At 64.7% G+C, this 17,231-nt stretch carries 17 protein-coding genes; 8 read left to right on the forward strand and 9 right to left on the reverse strand.

The features are described 5' to 3' along the window. From VDP74_RS13390 to acs, 3 genes are all read left to right on the forward strand, one after another. Positions 1 to 1,095: AMP-binding protein (locus VDP74_RS13390; RefSeq protein ID WP_323000143.1), on the forward strand; the 1,095-nt coding region annotated here is incomplete at its 5' end. 2 nt (positions 1,096 to 1,097) lie between these two features. Then, entirely contained in the window at positions 1,098 to 2,411 is a 1,314-nt protein-coding gene (locus tag VDP74_RS13395) for an MFS transporter (RefSeq protein WP_323000144.1), read from the forward strand. Between the two features lie 112 nt (positions 2,412 to 2,523). Next, positions 2,524 to 4,503, forward strand: a complete 1,980-nt coding sequence (gene acs, locus VDP74_RS13400) for an acetate--CoA ligase (RefSeq protein ID WP_323000145.1) — start codon at positions 2,524 to 2,526, stop codon at positions 4,501 to 4,503. A 113-nt stretch (positions 4,504 to 4,616) separates the two neighbouring features. Here the strand turns inward: acs and VDP74_RS13405 are convergent, their stop codons facing one another. Further along, positions 4,617 to 5,273 carry a MarC family protein gene (locus VDP74_RS13405; protein WP_323000146.1) on the reverse strand — a complete coding sequence of 219 codons (657 nt, stop codon included), beginning with the start codon at positions 5,271 to 5,273 and terminating at the stop codon, positions 4,617 to 4,619. A gap of 108 nt (positions 5,274 to 5,381) precedes the next feature. Next, positions 5,382 to 7,028, reverse strand: a complete 1,647-nt coding sequence (locus VDP74_RS13410) for an electron transfer flavoprotein-ubiquinone oxidoreductase (protein ID WP_323000147.1) — start codon at positions 7,026 to 7,028, stop codon at positions 5,382 to 5,384. A gap of 109 nt (positions 7,029 to 7,137) precedes the next feature. On the opposite strand from VDP74_RS13410, the gene VDP74_RS13415 reads away from it, so the two are divergent. From VDP74_RS13415 to VDP74_RS13430, 4 genes are read left to right on the forward strand one after another with little or no spacing between them, the layout of a single operon-like run. Then, a complete protein-coding gene (locus VDP74_RS13415) occupies positions 7,138 to 7,575 on the forward strand; it encodes an acyl-CoA thioesterase (RefSeq protein WP_323000148.1) in 438 nt (145 codons plus the stop codon). Between the two features lie 36 nt (positions 7,576 to 7,611). After that, positions 7,612 to 8,307: a CoA transferase subunit A gene (locus tag VDP74_RS13420; protein WP_323000149.1), complete on the forward strand. Its 696-nt coding sequence runs from the start codon at positions 7,612 to 7,614 to the stop codon at positions 8,305 to 8,307. A 12-nt stretch (positions 8,308 to 8,319) separates the two neighbouring features. Next, positions 8,320 to 8,973, forward strand: a complete 654-nt coding sequence (locus VDP74_RS13425; protein ID WP_323000150.1) for a CoA transferase subunit B — start codon at positions 8,320 to 8,322, stop codon at positions 8,971 to 8,973. A gap of 29 nt (positions 8,974 to 9,002) precedes the next feature. Next, the gene (locus VDP74_RS13430; RefSeq protein WP_323000169.1) at positions 9,003 to 10,793 is read left to right on the forward strand and encodes an aminopeptidase P family protein; all 1,791 of its coding nucleotides are present in this window, start codon (positions 9,003 to 9,005) and stop codon (positions 10,791 to 10,793) included. Between the two features lie 49 nt (positions 10,794 to 10,842). On the opposite strand, the gene VDP74_RS13435 is transcribed toward VDP74_RS13430, so the two are convergent. Next, the gene (locus VDP74_RS13435; RefSeq protein ID WP_323000151.1) at positions 10,843 to 12,261 is read right to left on the reverse strand and encodes a PLP-dependent aminotransferase family protein; all 1,419 of its coding nucleotides are present in this window, start codon (positions 12,259 to 12,261) and stop codon (positions 10,843 to 10,845) included. Between the two features lie 222 nt (positions 12,262 to 12,483). Between VDP74_RS13435 and VDP74_RS13440 the strand changes: the two genes are divergently transcribed. Continuing rightward, positions 12,484 to 13,770, forward strand: coding sequence for an aspartate aminotransferase family protein (locus VDP74_RS13440; RefSeq protein ID WP_323000170.1), 1,287 nt, complete (start codon positions 12,484 to 12,486; stop codon positions 13,768 to 13,770). A gap of 133 nt (positions 13,771 to 13,903) precedes the next feature. Here VDP74_RS13440 and yghX read toward each other — a convergent pair whose 3' ends face one another. The 6 genes from yghX to VDP74_RS13470 are packed head-to-tail and all read right to left on the reverse strand — an operon-like array spanning position 13,904 to position 17,106. Next, positions 13,904 to 14,791: a YghX family hydrolase gene (gene yghX / locus VDP74_RS13445; protein ID WP_323000152.1), complete on the reverse strand. Its 888-nt coding sequence runs from the start codon at positions 14,789 to 14,791 to the stop codon at positions 13,904 to 13,906. A gap of 35 nt (positions 14,792 to 14,826) precedes the next feature. Beyond that, positions 14,827 to 15,081 (reverse strand): LysE/ArgO family amino acid transporter, encoded by a 255-nt coding sequence (locus tag VDP74_RS13450; protein WP_416232994.1) that lies wholly within the window; start codon positions 15,079 to 15,081, stop codon positions 14,827 to 14,829. A 29-nt stretch (positions 15,082 to 15,110) separates the two neighbouring features. Continuing rightward, the gene (locus VDP74_RS13455) at positions 15,111 to 15,989 is read right to left on the reverse strand and encodes a DMT family transporter (protein WP_323000153.1); all 879 of its coding nucleotides are present in this window, start codon (positions 15,987 to 15,989) and stop codon (positions 15,111 to 15,113) included. 24 nt (positions 15,990 to 16,013) lie between these two features. Beyond that, positions 16,014 to 16,340 (reverse strand): L,D-transpeptidase, encoded by a 327-nt coding sequence (locus VDP74_RS13460; protein ID WP_323000154.1) that lies wholly within the window; start codon positions 16,338 to 16,340, stop codon positions 16,014 to 16,016. Then, positions 16,337 to 16,789: a type II toxin-antitoxin system YhaV family toxin gene (locus tag VDP74_RS13465; protein ID WP_323000155.1), complete on the reverse strand. Its 453-nt coding sequence runs from the start codon at positions 16,787 to 16,789 to the stop codon at positions 16,337 to 16,339. Before VDP74_RS13465 ends, VDP74_RS13460 begins: the two co-directional genes overlap by 4 nt. Then, entirely contained in the window at positions 16,789 to 17,106 is a 318-nt protein-coding gene (locus VDP74_RS13470) for a type II toxin-antitoxin system PrlF family antitoxin (protein ID WP_323000156.1), read from the reverse strand. Before VDP74_RS13470 ends, VDP74_RS13465 begins: the two co-directional genes overlap by 1 nt. Positions 17,107 to 17,231: the final 125 nt, after the last annotated feature.

Below are 17,231 nucleotides of genomic sequence, written 5' to 3' on the forward strand. Positions count from 1 at the left end.
TCCATGGAATACATCTTCGGCGGCAAGCCGGGCGACGTCTATTTTTCCAGCAGCGACGTGGGCTGGGTGGTGGGGCACTCCTATGTGGTCTACGGGCCGTTGCTCAACGGCCAGGCCACCGTCATGTACGAAGGCACGCCGGTGCGTCCCGATGCCGCCATTCTGTGGCGCATCGTCGAGACCTATCGGGTCAACGCGCTGTTTTCCGCGCCGACTGCCATCCGGGTGTTGAAAAAGCACGATCCGGCCCTGCTGACGCGCCATGATCTGTCCAGCCTGGATCGCATCTATCTGGCGGGCGAACCCCTGGACGAACTGACCGGTCAGTGGCTGTCCGAGGCTCTGGGCAAGCCCGTCGTCGACAATTACTGGCAGACCGAAACCGGCTGGCCGATCCTGTCGGCGCAGCCTGGGGTCGAGGAAATCCCGCCCCGATTCGGCAGCCCCACCGTGCCGGTCTACGGCTTTGACGTGCGGGCCATCGACGAGTCCACCGGGCAGGACTGCGGTCCGAACCAGAAGGGCGTCGTGGCGATCGAACCGCCGCTGCCGCCGGGCGCCATGAGCACCATCTGGGGCGACGACGAGCGCTTCGTGCGGACCTATTTCCAGTCTTTCCCCGGGCGCCTGACGTATTCCACGTCCGACTGGGGGCTGGTGGACGATGACGGCTACTGGTTCATCCTGGGGCGTACCGATGACGTCATCAACGTCGCCGGCCACCGCCTGGGCACCCGTGAGATCGAGGAATCCGTGAATACACATCCGGCCGTAGCCGAGTCGGCGGTGGTCGGGGTGGCGGATCAGCTGAAAGGCCAGGAGGCCATGGCCTTTGCCGTGTTGCGCAATCCGGCGCTGCTCGACGAGGCGGGCGGCCGCGACCGCCTGGAGGCCGACATCAAACGCGTCATCGAACAGCGCAACGGCGCCGTCGCCCGGCCAGCGCGCATCCTCTTCGTCAACAGCCTGCCCAAGACGCGTTCCGGCAAGGTCCTGCGCCGCGCCATCGTGGCGCTGTGCGAGGGGCGCGACCCCGGCGACCTGACCACCATCGAGGACCCGGGCGCCCTGGATCAGATCCGTTCCGTGCTGTGAGCATGTCTCCGGACCCGGATCGTTCGTCCTCGGCCGGTGCGCTGAGGCCCGGCGTCGGGCGGCGCGAGGTCTGGTCCTGGGCGATGTACGACTTCGCCAATTCGGGCTACACCACGGTCGTCCTGACGACGGTCTTCAATGCCTATTTCGTCGGGGTGGTGGCGGCTAGCCAGGCCTGGGGCACGCTGGCGCTGACCGGCGCCCTGTCGCTGTCGTACCTGATCGTGATGGTGTCCATGCCGTCCCTGGGTGCGCGGGCCGACGCTCGTGCAGGGCATCGGCGCCTGCTGTTCACCAGTACGGCGGGCTGCGTGCTGGCGACGGCCGTGCTGGCCAGCGTCGGTCCCGGGGACATCGCCTGGGGTCTGTTCTGGCTGGCCGCATCCAACGTGTTCTATTGCATCGGCGAATCGGCCGTGGCGTCCTTCCTGCCCGGCCTGGCTCGGCCGGAGTCCATGGGGCGCGTGTCCGGCTGGGGATGGAGCTTCGGATATTGCGGCGGCATGCTGGCCCTGGGCCTGGCCCTGTGGGTGGCCAGCTCAGCCGGGTCGCAGGGGCTGCAGGCCCAGGACTACGTTCCCTGGATCATGGGCCTGACGGCGGGCATCTTTGCTCTGGCGGCAATGCCGGCGTTCCTGTGGCTGCGCGAACCGGCCGGCACGCAGGTCGCCCCGGCGCTGGCCGTGGTGGCGCAGCTGCGCCGCGCCTGGCAGGAAACCCGCCGCGATTATCCGGACTTCCGCCGACTGCTGATGTGCATCGCCTGCTATCAGGCGGGCATCACGGTGGTCATCACCCTGTCGGCCGTCTATGCCACCGAAGTCATGGGCTTCGAGATGCGCCAGACCATGCTGCTGGTGTTCCTGGTGAACATCGCCGCCGCAGTCGGGGCCTTCGGTTTTGGTTATCTGCAGGACCGGATCGGGCACAAGCGGGCGCTGGCCGCCACGCTGTGCGGCTGGCTGGTCATGGTGGGCCTGGCAGCGTCGGCGCAGTCCTTGCCGGTGTTCTGGGTGGCGGCGGGCCTGGCAGGCCTTTGCATGGGCACCAGCCAAAGCGCAGGCCGGGCCATGGTAGGGGTCCTGGCCCCGGCCCATCGGCCGGCGGAATTCTTCGCCCTGTGGACGTTTGCCGTGCAGTTGGCGGCCGTCGTCGGCCCGCTGACCTACGGCGTGCTGGTCTGGTTGACGCAGGGCAATCACCGGGCCGCGCTGCTGGCAACCGGGCTGTTCTTCCTGGCTGGCCTGTGGCTGCTGGGCCGCCTGGATTTCGCCCGGGGGCAGCAGGATCGGGATGCGCAAAGCCAGCTTGGCTGACCGTCCTGCCTGCGTTGCATTTGTCAGAATCAAGTAAGCCTCGTGCAGTACGTTAACAGGTAACACAATTCAAACATGATGTGAATCACATCACTCAAAAGGAGCGAGCGAAATGGCTACGGAGATTGAATCCATTCTGGTGGAAAACCGCGTGTTTCCGCCGCCGGCGGATCTGGTCAAGCAGGCCAACGTGTCCGGAATGGAAGGCTACAAGGCCCTGTGCGATGAAGCCGACCGGGATCCCGATGCATTCTGGGCTCGCCTGGCCAATGAGAACCTGGTGTGGGACAAGCCGTTCACCCAGGTCGTGGATGAATCAAACAAGCCTTTCTACAAGTTCTACCCGGATGGCCAGCTGAATGTCTCGGCCAACTGCCTGGACAAACACCTGGGCACGCCTGCCGAAAACCGCGTTGCCCTGATCTTCGAAGCCGATGGCGGCCAGGTCACGAAGGTCACCTACAAGGAACTGCACGCCCGCGTGTCGCAGTTCGCCAATGCGCTCAAATCGTTGGGTTTCAAGACCGGCGAGCGCGCCGTCATCTACCTGCCGATGTCGATCGAGGCCGTGGTGGCCATGCAGGCCTGCGCCCGCCTGGGCATCATCCATTCGGTGGTGTTCGGCGGTTTCTCGGCCAAGAGCATCCACGAACGCACGGTGGACGTTGGCGCCGCGCTGATCATCACGGCCGACGCGCAGATGCGCGGCGGCAAGACCATTGCCCTGAAAGACGCGGTGGACGAAGCCCTGGCCATGGGCGGCTGCGAGGCCGTGCGCAAGGTCATCACCTACAAGCGCGCCGGTTCCAGCATCAAATGGGATGCTGCCCGCGACCTGTGGTGGCATGACGCGATCCAGGGCCAGTCCTTCGATTGCCCGCCAGTGCCGGTCGACGCGGATCATCCGCTGTTCATCCTGTACACCTCCGGGTCCACCGGCAAACCGAAAGGCGTGCAGCATTCCAGCGCCGGGTTCCTGCTGTGGTCCCTGATCACCATGAAATGGACCTTCGATTCCAAGCCGACCGACGTGTTCTGGTGCACGGCCGACGTGGGTTGGGTCACGGGGCACTCCTATGTCACCTATGGCCCGCTGGCGGCCGGTGTGACCCAGGTGGTGTTCGAAGGCGTGCCCACGTATCCGGATGCAGGCCGTTTCTGGAAGATGATCCAGGACCACAAGGTCTCGGTGTTCTACACGGCGCCGACCGCCATCCGTTCGCTGACCAAGGCCGCCGAAGCCGACCCGAAGGTCCACCCGAAGTCCTTCGATCTGAGCAGCCTGCGCATCATTGGTTCGGTGGGCGAGCCCATCAACCCGGAAGCCTGGGTCTGGTACTACAACAACGTCGGCAATCAGCGTTGCCCGGTGATCGACACCTGGTGGCAGACGGAAACCGGTGCGCACATGATCACGCCGCTGCCTGGCGTGACGCCGCTGAAGCCCGGTTCCTGCACCTTGCCGCTGCCCGGTATCGATGCCGCCATCGTCGACGAGACGGGCGAGGAAGTCGAACGCGGCAAGGGTGGCTTCCTGGTCATCCGTCGCCCGTGGCCGTCGATGATCCGCACGATCTGGGGCGATCCGGAACGCTTCAAGAAAACCTATTTCCCGGAAGAGCTCAAAGGCTACTACCTGGCCGGCGATGGCGCCCAGCGCGACAAGGACGGCTACTTCTGGATCATGGGCCGCATCGATGACGTGCTGAACGTCTCGGGCCACCGCCTGGGCACGATGGAAGTCGAATCGGCCCTGGTGGCGCATGAAATGGTGGCCGAGGCCGCCGTGGTCGGCCGCCCGGATGACACGACCGGCGAGGCCGTGGTGGCCTTCGTGGTGCTCAACGGCCCGCTGCCCCAGGGCGACCAGGCCGCCGCCGTGGCCAAGCAGCTGCGCGACTGGGTGGCCAAGGAAATCGGCCCCATCGCCAAGCCGCGCGAGATCCGCTTCGGGGAAAACCTGCCGAAAACGCGCTCCGGCAAGATCATGCGCCGCCTGCTGCGTGTGGTCGCCAAGGGCGAACCCATCACCCAGGATGTCTCCACACTGGAAAATCCTGGCATCCTGGACCAGCTGGCCCAGGTGCGGTAACGAGTGTTGAAAGGCGCCCTGTGATCCGGGGCGCTGGACACAGCCAAAGGGGCGGGATACATTCCCGCCCCTTTTTTATTGGCTCGACTGTTTGTTGATGCAGCGATGCGTGTTCAGTGCGCCAGCCCCGGCAGCATCGCCTTGGCCCCTGCGAACACCATTTCCACCGCGATGGCGGCCAGGATGATGCCCATGATGCGGGCCATGATGACACGCATCTTGGTGGACAGCAGGCGGCCGATGGATGCGGCGAAATACAGCACGGCGAACAAGGCCGCCAGGACGGCGATCAGCACGATGCTGAAACTGATGATGCGGGCGGAATCCCGCGCCTGGGCGCTGTAGATGATCAGGGTGGCGATCGTGCCGGGGCCGATGATCATGGGGAAGGTCAGGGGGTAGAAGGCTGGATTGTCATCCGTGCCTTCGGCGGCTGCGGCGGCGGTGTTGGCGCTTTTTTCCTGGGTGGCGCGTTCGTGGGATGTGATCGGCTGGCCGTTGAGCATGGACAGGGCGATGCCGATCAGCACCATGCCGCCCGCCACCCGGAAGGAATCCAGGCTGACGCCGAAGAAGCTGATGATGTGGCTGCCGGCCAGGGCGATCACGATGCACATGACGGCGGTATAGCCCAGGATGGCGACCGCCAGGTTGCGCTGTTCGGCCACGGATTTCTGCGCCGTCAACGCCAGAAACAGCGGCAGGGTGATGAAGGGGTTCATGATGGCGAACAGCGCGCCCAGAAATTTGGTGGCGTATGCGATATCCATGGGGCGGTCCGCCAGGCCCTGCCGCTCTCGTGCTGGCGCGGCATGAAGCCTGGACTGTGTCCTTAGTGATGAAAAAGGGCGCTGCACGAAGCAGCGCCCGGAGGCATTTTACATGCCGTTGTAGACGGGGCCTTCGCCGCCCTGGGGCGTGACCCAGACGATGTTCTGCGTGGGGTCCTTGATGTCGCAGGTCTTGCAGTGGATGCAGTTCTGGGCGTTGATCTGAAGCTTGTCCTCGCCGGTTTCGGTCTTGACGAATTCGTAGACCCCCGCCGGGCAGAACCGGGCTTCCGGCCCACCGAATTTCGCCAGGTTGACCTTCACCGGGACGGTGTCGTCCTTCAGGGTCAGGTGAACAGGTTCGTCTTCTTCGTGGTTGGTGTTGGAGATGAACACCGAGCTGAGCCGATCGAAAGTCAGCTTGCCGTCGGGCTTCGGGTAGTCGATGCGGGCGCACTCGGCGGCCGGTTGCAGACAGGCGTGGTCGGGCTTGGTGCGGTGGATGGTCCAGGGGATGTTGCCTTTCAGCAGCCATTGTTCGATGCCGGTCATCAGGGTGCCGACGGTGCGGCCTTTCTTGAACCACTGCTTGAAGTTGCGCGACTTGTTCAGTTCGGCATGCAGCCAGGACGCCTCGAAGGCAGCCGGGTAGGTGGTGAGTTCGTCGTGGCTGCGGCCGGCGGCCAGCGCGTCGAAGGCGGCTTCGGCGGCCAGGGCGCCGGTCTTGATGGCGGAATGGCTGCCCTTGATGCGCGAGGCATTGAGCACGCCGGCTTCGCAGCCCACCAGCGCGCCACCGGGGAAGACCATCTTTGGCAGCGACAGCAGGCCGCCCGCCGTCAGCGACCGGGCGCCGTAGGCGATGCGCTTGCCGCCTTCCAGGGTCGTGCGGATGGCGGGGTGGGTCTTGTAGCGCTGGAATTCCTCGAAGGGCGACAGCCAGGGATTGGCGTAATCCAGGCCGACCACCAGGCCCACGGCCACCAGGTTATCGCCCAGGTGGTACAGGAAGGATCCGCCGTAGGTGTCGGAATCCAGCGGCCAGCCGGCCGTGTGCATGACGGTGCCTGGGCGGGCCTGGGCGGGATCGACTTCCCACAGTTCCTTGACGCCGATGGCGTAGCTTTGCGGATCGCGGCCGGCGTCCAGGCGGTATTTCTCGATCAGCTGGCGGCCCAGGTGGCCGCGCGAGCCTTCGGCAAAGATCGTGTAGCGGGCCAGCAGTTCCATGCCGGGCTGGTAGGCATCGGTGTGGCTGCCGTCGCGGGCCACGCCCATGTCGCCGGTCAGCACGCCACGCACCGCCCCTGATTTGGCGTACAGGATCTGGGCGGCGGCGAAACCGGGGAACACGTCCACCCCCAGGGCCTCGGCCTGTTCGCCCAGCCAGCGGGTGACGTGGCCCAGGCGCACGATGTAGTTGCCGTGGTTCTTGAAGCAGTCGGGCAGCAGCCAGGCCGGCGTGCTGCGGGAACCTGTTTCAGTCAGGAACAGGAAACGGTCTTCCTGTACCTGGACGTCCAGCGGGGCGCCTTTTTCCTTCCAGTCAGGGATCAGTTCGTTGAGTGCGCGGGGGTCCATCACACAGCCTGACAGGATGTGGGCGCCGATCTCGGCCGCCTTTTCCAGGACACAGACGCTGACGTCCTGGCCGCGTTCGGCGGCCAGTTGCTTCAGCCGGATGGCGGCGGCCAGTCCCGCCGGTCCCCCGCCGACGACGACGACGTCGTATTCCATGGATTCACGTTCAGTCATGATGGATGGCTCCCGTTTTCTGATACTTGGATTGCCGGCCATTGTATTGCAGATCGTTATACTGCACTTTCGTCCATGGGCCTGTCGGCCCCACGCCAAGGAGTCCTCGATGTCCACGGAAGTCGTTGATATTCAAACACCTTCAGGAACGTTTGAAATCCGGGTCGACGTGCGTTGGGGCGATATGGACGCCCTGCGCCACGTCAATAACGTGGCCTATTTCCGCTATTTCGAGGAAGCTCGCGTACGTTTGTTTTCCGCGATGGGCCTGGATGCGGCTCGGGGGCGTTATGGCGTGCTGGCCCATGCCTCGTGTGATTTTCTCAAACCGCTGTTGTATCCTGCCTGTGTCGTCGTCGGCATGAAGCTGTTGCGGCTCGGGCGCACCAGCGCCGAAATGGACTGCTGGATTGCCGATGCGGATGACCCTGGGGCGATATATGCCCGAGGGCGTAATGTGCTGGTTTGCGCCGATGGCGCCACCGGTCGGCCGGCTCCCTGGACCGATGCCGACCGGAAGATGCTGATACGCTGTTTTTCAGCATGAGTCGTATTTTTCAGTTCGTCTCAAAGGAAACCTCGTATGGATAAAGTCTACGAAAGCGCCGCCGCTGCCTTGCAGGGCGTCGTTGCCGACAACCAGATGATCGCCGTTGGCGGTTTCGGGCTGTGTGGCATTCCCGAAGCCCTGATCGCCGCGCTGCGGGATTCGGGGGTCCAGGGCCTGACCTGCGTCAGCAACAATGCCGGAGTCGACGATTTCGGCCTGGGGCAGCTGCTGGCTACGCGTCAGATCAAGAAAATGATCGCCTCCTACGTCGGTGAAAATAAGGAATTCGCTCGCCAGTTCCTGGCGAACGAACTGGAACTCGAATTCACGCCGCAGGGCACGCTGGCCGAAAAACTCCGCGCGGGCGGGGCCGGCATTCCGGCTTTCTTCACCCCCACCGGGGTGGGCACCGTGGTGGCCGAGGGCAAGGAAACCCGCGAATTCAACGGTCGCACCTATCTGATGGAACGCTCGCTGACGCCGGATGTGTCCCTGGTCAAGGCCTGGAAGGCCGACCGCAGCGGCAACCTGATCTTTCGCCGCACGGCGCGCAACTTCAACCCCAACGTCGCGATGGCGGGAAAGATCACCGTGGCCGAGGTCGAGGAAGTCGTGCCCACCGGCGCCTTCGACCCGGACGAGATCCATCTGCCGGGCATCTACGTGCACCGCATCGTCCTCAATGCGCATCCTGAAAAGCGCATCGAACAACGCACCATCCGTCAATAAGGGGACACTTCAATGGCTTGGAATCGTGAACAGATGGCGGCGCGTGCCGCCAAGGAACTGCAAGACGGGTTTTATGTGAACCTGGGTATCGGCCTGCCGACCATGGTGGCCAATTACGTGCCGGAAGGCATGGAAGTCTGGCTGCAGTCGGAAAACGGCCTGCTGGGCATCGGCCCGTTTCCCACGGACGACCAGGTCGACGCCGACCTGATCAACGCCGGCAAGCAGACCGTCACCACGCTGCCGGGTTCGTCGATTTTCGCCTCGGCCGATTCTTTCGGCATGATACGCGGCGGCAAGATCAACCTGGCCATTCTGGGCGCCATGCAGGTTTCCCAGGCGGGCGACCTGGCCAACTGGATGATCCCCGGCAAGATGATCAAAGGCATGGGCGGCGCCATGGACCTGGTGGCCGGCGTGGGCAAGGTCGTGGTCCTGATGGAACACGTCGCCAAATCCAAGGACGGCACCGAATCCCTGAAGCTGCTGCCCGAATGCACGCTGCCGCTGACGGGGGTGGGTGTGGTCAATCTGATCATTACCGACCTGGGCGTCATGGAAGTCACCGACGACGGCCTGCGCCTGACCGAACTGGCTCCGGGCGTGACCGTGGACGAGATCCGCGCCAAGACCACTGCCAAACTGGACACGTCGGCCGTCGCCTGAAAGGAAACACCGTGACTTTGCTGCACTCCCTGGCGGCGCCCGCCGATCGCATCGCCGCCTTGCGCGGGCAGCTGGCCCTGGCGGGCTTGCAGGCCTGCCTGGTGCCCACGGCCGACCCGCACCTGTCGGAATATCTGCCCGAGCACTGGGCGGCGCGGGCGTGGCTGTCGGGTTTCGACGGGTCGGCCGGCAGCCTGCTGGTCACGGCTGATTTCGCGGGCCTATGGACCGACAGCCGCTACTGGACCCAGGCCGAATCCCAATTGCAGGGGTCCGGCATCAGCCTGATGCGGGCCGGCGCGCCGGATGTCCCCGACATGCTGGACTGGGCTGTGGCGCACCTGCGTCGCGGCGATGGCCTGGCGGTGGACGGCCGGGTGCTGGATCGGGCTGCCGCCGCACGCTGGGACAAAGGCCTGGGTGCTGCAGGTGCCAGCCTGGTGCTGAATCAGGATCCGGTCGGCGCCGTTTGGGCCGATCGGCCGGCGCTGCCGGCAGCAGCGGTTTTCGAACACCTGCCCCCGCACGCCTGCCGCAGCCGGGCCGACAATCTGGCCGCCGTGCGTGCCGCCATGCGCGACCAGGGGGCAGAGCACCATCTGCTGTCCTCGCTGGACGACATCGCGTGGCTCTTGAACCTGCGCGGGGCCGACGTGGATTACAACCCCGTCTTCCTATCACATGTCCTGCTGGATGCCGACCGGGTGCGCCTGTACATCGCGCCGGACAAGATCCCCGCAGCATTGGCCGCCCGACTGGCAGCCGATGGCGTCGAATTGCGTGATTACACGGCCCTGGCGGTCGACCTGGCCGGCCTGGCGGCCGATGTGGCCTTGCTGGTGGACCCCGCCCGAGTGACTGCGGGCACGCTGTCGCACGCTCCGCAGGTGCGCGTGATCGAGTCCATCAATCCGTCCCAGCTGCTGAAGTCCATCAAGAACTCCGCCGAGGCGGACAACATCCGCCAGGCCATGGCCCAGGATGGCGCTGCTTTGTGCGAGTTCTTTGCCTGGTTCGAATCCGCCCTGTCGGCGGGCGAACACATCACGGAAATCGACGTGGACACCCATCTGTCGGCGGCGCGCGCCCGTCGTCCGGGTTTCGTCAGCCTCAGCTTTGCCACGATCGCGGGTTTCAACGCCAATGGCGCCATGCCCCACTATCGGGCAACCGAATCCTCTCATGCCGCGATCCAGGGCGATGGCCTGCTGCTGATCGACTCCGGCGGGCAATACCTGGGCGGCACCACCGACATCACCCGTGTCGTTCCCGTGGGTACGCCGTCGGCCGCCCAGCGGGCCGACTACACCGCCGTGCTGCGGGCGCACATCGCCCTGGCGCGGGCGCAGTTTCCCGTCGATACGGCGTCTTCCGTGCTGGATGCCGTCGCCCGCATGCCCTTGTGGCGCCGAGGCCTGGATTACGGCCATGGCACCGGGCACGGGGTGGGCTATTTCCTGAACGTGCACGAAGGCCCGCAGTCGATTTCGGTCCGAGCCCATGCCCGGCCCCATCAGGGCATGCAGGCCGGCATGCTGACGTCCAACGAGCCCGGCCTGTATCGTGATGGGCAATGGGGCATCCGCATTGAAAACCTGGTGCTGGCCGTGCCGGTGGCGCAGACGGCATTCGGATCCTTCCTGGGGTTCGAAACGGTCACGCTGTGCCCCATCGACACCCGCTGTGTGGTGCGCGAATGGCTGTCGGCCGAAGAACTGGATTGGCTGAACAGCTACCATCAGCAGGTTCGCGCGCGACTGCTGCCGCTGGTGGATGGCGCTGCCCGCGACTGGCTGCTGGCTCGCACCGAACCCCTCTGACAGGCCAGCCCGCGTCCACCGGTCGGTGGACGCGGAACCCGTATCCCGATCAGGCCGGGCTGTGCTGGGCGTCGCGAAAGAACGCCCAGAGCGCGGGGGCGGACGAATACGCCACATTGAAGCGAAACCAGCCTTCGTCGCGTCCGTCCGGATAGAAATAGGCCCCGGGCGCCAGCCAGATGCCGGCTTTCAGGGCCCGGGCTGCCAGGCCGATGGCCCCGCCCGGATCGTTGCGTGCTGCGCTGGGTCGTGCCCACAGGAACAGGCCGGCGCCGGGCTCGTGGGCGATCTCGAAACCGGCCTCGTGCAGGTGCTGACAGGTCTGGTCGTGCGCCTGGCTCAGGCGTTCGCGCACGCTGCGCAGATAGGGGGCCTGCCGGCCATCGCGCAGCACCTGATAGGCCGTGCGTTCCATGATTTCCGCCGACGTCAGCCCCATCGACATCTTGGTCTGGGCGCAGCGCCGCAGCAGGGCGGGCTCGCACAGCAGATATCCGACCCGCAGCGACGGCATCACGCTTTTGGCGAAGCCGGACACATACACCACGCGCCGCGTGCTGGCCAGCGCGGCCAGCAGGGGGGCGGGGTCCATCAGCAGTTCGCGTGAGACGTCATCTTCCACAACCAGCAGATCGTGGCGTTCCGCAGCCTGCAACAGCCGGAAGGCGCCCGCCATCGTGAAGCTGGCGCCGGTCGGGTTCTGCAGGACGGTGGTGACGAAGACCGCCCGCAGCGGATGCGCGCCGGCCAGGGCGTCCAGGACGCCCTCGTCCAGTCCGTCGGGGGTGCGGGGCACCGCATGCGCGACGATGCCGTTCATGGCCAGAAGCTGCAGCAGATTGGCGTAGCAGGGGGCCTCGACGGCGACGTGGTCCCCGGGCTGCAGCGCAGTGCGTATCACGATGTCCAGGGCTTGCGTCGCCCCGTGGGTCAGCAGGATCCGTTCGGCGTCCGCCTCCAGGCCGTGGCCGGCGAGATAGTGGGCGATGTGTTCGCGCAAAGGGTGATAGCCCAGCGGGTGCCCATAGGATGCCATCTGGCCGACGGGCACTCGCACCAGCTGGCGCAAGGCGTGTTGCAGGCCGGCCTCGTTGTGCCAGTCCGGCGGCAGCCAGCCGCAGCCGGCCTTGATGGAGATCGAGTGGTCGGCAAAGACGTCGGACAGCAGCCAGGCGGGGCCGACCTGCGGCGCTTCCCAGGCGGCGGCAGGCCGCGCCGGGCCCTGGCGGGTGACGCGGTAGTCGATACCCGGGCGGGCCTGCAGCTGACCTCGCGCAACCAGCCGGTTGTAGGCGGCCATGACGGTGAAGGTGGACAGGCGATGGTCGCGCGCGAACTGTCGGATCGAGGGCAGGGCCATGCCGGGGCGCAGGATGCGGCTGCGGATGGCGTGTTCGATGGCGTCCACGGCCTGATCGACCAGGGTCTGACCGTCCGGCGCCGGACGTCTGGGGGTAAACAGAATCATGGCCTGTGCCCGAGGCAGTGAGGGATGGCCGCCCCCGTAATGCATGACCAATACGGTTGTCGTGATGCGGCCAATACAGTTATGGAATCATCCTAACACCGTGTATGTCTTTTGCGCCACTGGCGGGCCAGAATGAATTTCATTTCTTTCGTTTCCTTGCCTTTGTGAGGTCATGCCATGAGTTCCGATACCGCCGTTGCGCTGGACTTGTCCCATTTGTGGATGCCGTTCACCGCCAACCGCCAGTTCAAGGCCCATCCGCGCCTGCTGGCGTCGGCCAAGGGGATGTATTACACCGCTACCGACGGCCACCAGATCCTGGACGGCACCTCGGGCTTGTGGTGCGTCAATGCAGGCCACGGGCGCAAGCCCATCGTGGACGCCCTGCATCGCCAGGCGGAAACACTGGATTACGCGTCCAGCTTCAATATCGGCCACGAAGATTCCTTCCGGGCGGCGACCGAGGTCGCGGACTTGATGCCTGAAGGCATGGACCGCGTGTTCTTCACCAATTCGGGATCCGAATCCGTCGATACGGCGCTGAAGATGGCGCTGGCCTATCACCGCGCCCGGGGCGAGGGCCAGCGCACGCGCCTGATCGGGCGCGAACGCGGCTATCACGGCGTCGGTTTCGGCGGCATTTCGGTGGGCGGCATTTCTCCCAACCGCAAGGCGTTTTCCGGGGTGCTGCTGCCGGGGGTGGATCACCTGCCGCACACCCACGACCTGGAACACAATGCCTTTTCGCGGGGGCAGCCGGCCTGGGGCGGCGAGCATTTCGCCGATGCCCTGGAAGGCATCATCGCCTTGCATGATGCCTCCACCATCGCGGCCGTGATCGTGGAACCGCTGGCCGGTTCCACCGGGGTCCTGCTGCCGCCCAAGGGGTACCTGGAACGGTTGCGGGCGATCACCGAGAAATACGGCATCCTGCTGATCTTCGACGAAGTGATCACCGGATTCGGCCGCCTGGGGGCGCCGACGGCCAGCGAATTCTTCGGCGTCAAACCCGACCTGATCACCTTCGCCAAGGGCGTGTGCAATGCCGCCGTGCCGGCGGGCGGCGTGGCCGTGCGCCGTGAGATCTACGACACCATCGTCGATGCCAGCCAGGGCGGGATCGAATTCTTCCACGGCTACACGTTCTCGGCCCATCCCATGGCGACTGCCGCCATCCTGGCCACCCTGGGCATCTACCGTGACGAAGACCTGTTCAATCGCGCCAAGGGCCTGTCCAAGGCCTTCGAGGACGCTGCCCATGCGCTCAAGGGCACGCGGCACGTGATCGATATTCGCAACCTGGGCCTGGTCGCCGGCATCGAACTGAGCCCACGCCCCGGCAGGCCCGGCGCGCGCGCTGCCGAAGTCTTCAACAAGTGCTTCGAGAAAGGCGTGCTGACTCGCTATACGGGCGACATCATCGCGATCTCGCCGCCGCTCATCATCGAGGAAAAGCAGATCGCGCAGATCTTCGAGACGATCGGGGCTGTCCTGGCGACGGTGGATTGATCGGGCTTGGCTCTCAGCTCTTGGCTCGCTCCCAGGGGCCGGAATATGGAATTCCGGCCTCTTTTTTTATATGTTGGCGCAGGCGGAACACTGCAGCCAGCCCGCGCTGGCCGATGCCTGACGGCGCGCCCCGCTATGCCAGCCAGCGCTTGAACCAGGCGATGCTGCGGCTCCAGGCCAGCTCGGCGGCGTCCCGGTCGTAGCGCGGGGTTGAATCGTTGTGAAAGCCGTGGTTCACGCTGGGGTAGATGTGGGCTTCATAGGTCTTGCCACCGGCCTTCAGTGCGGCCTCGTAGGCCGGCCAGCCGGCGTTGACGCGGGTGTCCAGACCGGCGTAGTGCAGCAGCAGCGGTGCCTGGATGCGGGGGACGTCGTCGGGGCGCGGCTGCATGCCGTAGAACGGTACGGCTGCCGCCAGTTCCGGGTAGGCGACGGCGGCTGCGTTGGCGACCCCACCGCCGTAGCAAAAGCCGATGATGCCGGTCTTGCCCGTCGATCCGGCCACGGTCGGCAGGAATTCGACGGCGGCGAAGAAATCGTTCATCAATTTCACCGGATCGATCTGCTGCTGCAGTTCGCGGCCCAGGTCGTCGTTGCCGGGGTAGCCGCCCTTGGCGCTGAGACCGTCGGGCGCCAGCGCCAGGAAACCGGCCTTGGCCAGCCGCCGTGCGACGTCTTCGATGTAGGGATTCAGGCCCCGGTTCTCGTGGACGACCACGACGCCGGGGATTTTGCCCGTGGCCTTGGCGGGCCGGACCAGATAGGCGCGTATCGTGCCGTTGCCCTTGGGGGACGGGTAGTGGATGTATTCGGCGAGAATGTCCGGATCGGTGAAGGACACCTGCTCGGCCAACGCGTAGTCGGGTGACAGCGAGGTCAGGAGCGCAGCGGCGCTGAGCCCCCCTGCGGCATAGCGCGCCGCCCGGCTCAGGAATTCGCGCCGGTCGATCAGGCCGTGCGCATAGAAATCATAGAGTTCCAGCAGTTCCGGCGCGAAGTCTTTGGCAGTCAATCGGGGCATGGCGTCCTCCCGGGGCTATCCATGGCGGGCCCGTACTATCTTAAACCTGATCCCGCGTTCCGTTCGATGTTGCCGTGATGATTCGACTTGATTGGGGTCGGGCGCAACAGCCGGGCGCCGAAGCCCGCGACGCCCGCGGTGATCAGGACCATGTCGGCCAGGGCGCAGGTCAGGCTGACGGCCAGTACGTGCCGCTTCTGCAGGCCCTGCTTCAGGACGAAGGCGTTCTGCGCGCCGATGGCGGCGATCAGGCCGAGACCAAGGAGAAATCCAGAGATGAAGCCGTTCATGGAGTTCCTGTGTTTGCGTGGGCCGGTGCTCAGGACTTCCGGATCACGAGATAGATGCCGATGACGGTGAGCAGAACACCCGGTATCGATTCCAGCGCCAGCGTCTCGCCCAAAACGAGGTACGCGGTGAGTGCCGTGACGGGTGGAACGAGGAAGAACAGCGCGGAGACGCGAGACGCTTCCCCCCTCCTGATCATGGCGAGAAGAAGCGAAATGGCGAGCAGAGAGTTGCAGAAAACCAGATAGGTCAGTGATCCGATCAGGGGCCAGGACCACTCTACATGCATGGGTTCCAGGGCGTACGCCAAGGGTGCGCAGATCGCGAGTCCCACGGAATATTGCACGAGGTTTGCCGCGATGGGATGCACCGGCTCGGCGTAGCGCTTCTCGATCAGTGTGCTGCTGGCTATGGAAACGAGCGCCATGACGCCGAATGCCAGTCCGAGTGTCGAGGTGGCTTCAATCCTGGAGTTTCCGGCGATGACGATCACGGCGCCACTGACCCCGAGCAACAGGCCGGCCCATCGGATGGGCGTCACCCTTTCCCGGGCGACCGCCGGCGCCAGAAGCCCGACGAGAATCGGTTGCTGGCTGGTAATCAGCGCGATCGTTCCTGCGGTCATGCCATGGCGCAGGCTTAAATAGGTGAAGGCAAAGTAACCTGCCTGCAGGCATACGCCGACGCCGACCAGGGCGCCCCAACTTTGAATGGTCGTGGGGAAGGCGGGCCTGATCCACAGCGCGGGCAGCAGCAGGGCGCCGACCACAATAATGTACCTTAATGCCAGGAAGGTGAGCGGATCGGCATAATCCAGGCCCAGTTTGAGAAAAACGAAGCCGCTGGACCATAAAAGCAGGAAGATGGCCGGGGATGCCTTGATCCAGGTCGTGGGTGCGTTGTCTGACATCGCCTGGCTTGCGCTCCGTGCCGCTCAAGTGCCTGTTTCGATCAAGACGCGCGTGCCCGTGGAAACGCGCAAGAACAGTTCTACGACATCAGCGTTGTACATTCGGATGCAGCCGTGCGAGGAGGGAGGGTTTTGCATCCCATCGTCCGGCGTCCCGTGGATGTAGATGAGTGGTTGGCCTTCGCCAATCTTCAGTCTGATTCTATGCAAGCCGGTCGGTGTCTTGTAGCTGCCGGACTCGCATCCGTAGCCTTGCGCGCCTGTGGACACGGGGTAATCACGCACGACTTGCCCGTTCTCGATGAAAGAGAGTTTCTGGCTTGCAATATCGACGCGAATGAAACCGTTCATGTGCCCCAATCCCGCCTGCTTGCCTGTACCAATGCGTTCCAGTCGTCTGGCGGATTCCCTCGTTCGAGCATTTTCTCGAACACGATGTATGGGTCCGATTTGCTGCCCGATGAACGCAAGGTCTGCTCATCGTTGACCCAGGCGTGGATAATAATTTTCGCCGTCGAGTCATATCGGAAAAGCAGCCGGTAGCGTCTGCCGAGCTTCGCCCTTCGCCAATGGCGGTGAGCCGGCCCCAGGGTGTTGCCCTGATGATACTCGTCGCGGGCCGGATCGTCCGGCACCACTTCCAGCATCAACTGAACCAGCGCCCGGAAGAGCTTGACGTTGGCGTTGGACTCGAATGTCTCCGGGTTGTGCGCTTGCGCGCGCAGCACGGCTGCGCGCAGCCGCATCAGCTGCCCGATGAGGTTCTCGTGGAACAGCAAGGTCCAGCCGCGCTGTTGCATCAGATTTCCACGTCCTCATCGAAATCGTCGTTCAGGCTGACGTGGCGGCCCGAATGCTCCAGCATTGTGCGGGCCAGGTTTTCCGGAAGGTCTCGGATGTTCCTGCCGGCTTCGATGTCGCGGGCCAGCAGATCCAGAAATGCACCAATGGCAGGGTCTTCATGTCTGGCATCGTCACGGGTAACGACCACTTCGCCGTCACGCAGATCGAACGCAATCTTGCCTCCGGTGTCCACGCCCAGGGCCTGGCGGATGGACTTTGGCAGTGTGATCTGACCCTTGGAGGTCAGGGTGGCAACCTCATGGATGGTGGACATGGCGTGCTTCCAGGTAATGACGTCTACATAGTAAGGAATTATCCTTACTTAATCAATGCGCCGGACGACAGGGCGTCCGGAGCGCCTCCCGACGGCCTGATCGAAGTGGTTATAATCTCAATTTC

This window comes from Castellaniella sp., from assembly GCF_034674885.1.
In the GTDB taxonomy this organism is placed as follows: domain Bacteria; phylum Pseudomonadota; class Gammaproteobacteria; order Burkholderiales; family Burkholderiaceae_B; genus Castellaniella.

Bases quoted from the DNA above. Each gene is read 5' to 3' on its own strand.
- VDP74_RS13395 (WP_323000144.1), top strand. From the start codon at position 1,098: ATGTCTCCGGACCCGGATCGTTCGTCCTCGGCCGGTGCGCTGAGGCCC.
- acs (WP_323000145.1), top strand. From the start codon at position 2,524: ATGGCTACGGAGATTGAATCCATTCTGGTGGAAAACCGCGTGTTTCCG.
- VDP74_RS13405 (WP_323000146.1), bottom strand. From the start codon at position 5,273: ATGGATATCGCATACGCCACCAAATTTCTGGGCGCGCTGTTCGCCATC.
- VDP74_RS13410 (WP_323000147.1), bottom strand. From the start codon at position 7,028: ATGACTGAACGTGAATCCATGGAATACGACGTCGTCGTCGTCGGCGGG.
- VDP74_RS13415 (WP_323000148.1), top strand. From the start codon at position 7,138: ATGTCCACGGAAGTCGTTGATATTCAAACACCTTCAGGAACGTTTGAA.
- VDP74_RS13420 (WP_323000149.1), top strand. From the start codon at position 7,612: ATGGATAAAGTCTACGAAAGCGCCGCCGCTGCCTTGCAGGGCGTCGTT.
- VDP74_RS13425 (WP_323000150.1), top strand. From the start codon at position 8,320: ATGGCTTGGAATCGTGAACAGATGGCGGCGCGTGCCGCCAAGGAACTG.
- VDP74_RS13435 (WP_323000151.1), bottom strand. From the start codon at position 12,261: ATGATTCTGTTTACCCCCAGACGTCCGGCGCCGGACGGTCAGACCCTG.
- VDP74_RS13440 (WP_323000170.1), top strand. From the start codon at position 12,484: ATGCCGTTCACCGCCAACCGCCAGTTCAAGGCCCATCCGCGCCTGCTG.
- yghX (WP_323000152.1), bottom strand. From the start codon at position 14,791: ATGCCCCGATTGACTGCCAAAGACTTCGCGCCGGAACTGCTGGAACTC.
- VDP74_RS13450 (WP_416232994.1), bottom strand. From the start codon at position 15,081: ATGAACGGCTTCATCTCTGGATTTCTCCTTGGTCTCGGCCTGATCGCC.
- VDP74_RS13455 (WP_323000153.1), bottom strand. From the start codon at position 15,989: ATGTCAGACAACGCACCCACGACCTGGATCAAGGCATCCCCGGCCATC.
- VDP74_RS13460 (WP_323000154.1), bottom strand. From the start codon at position 16,340: ATGAACGGTTTCATTCGCGTCGATATTGCAAGCCAGAAACTCTCTTTC.
- VDP74_RS13465 (WP_323000155.1), bottom strand. From the start codon at position 16,789: ATGCAACAGCGCGGCTGGACCTTGCTGTTCCACGAGAACCTCATCGGG.
- VDP74_RS13470 (WP_323000156.1), bottom strand. From the start codon at position 17,106: ATGTCCACCATCCATGAGGTTGCCACCCTGACCTCCAAGGGTCAGATC.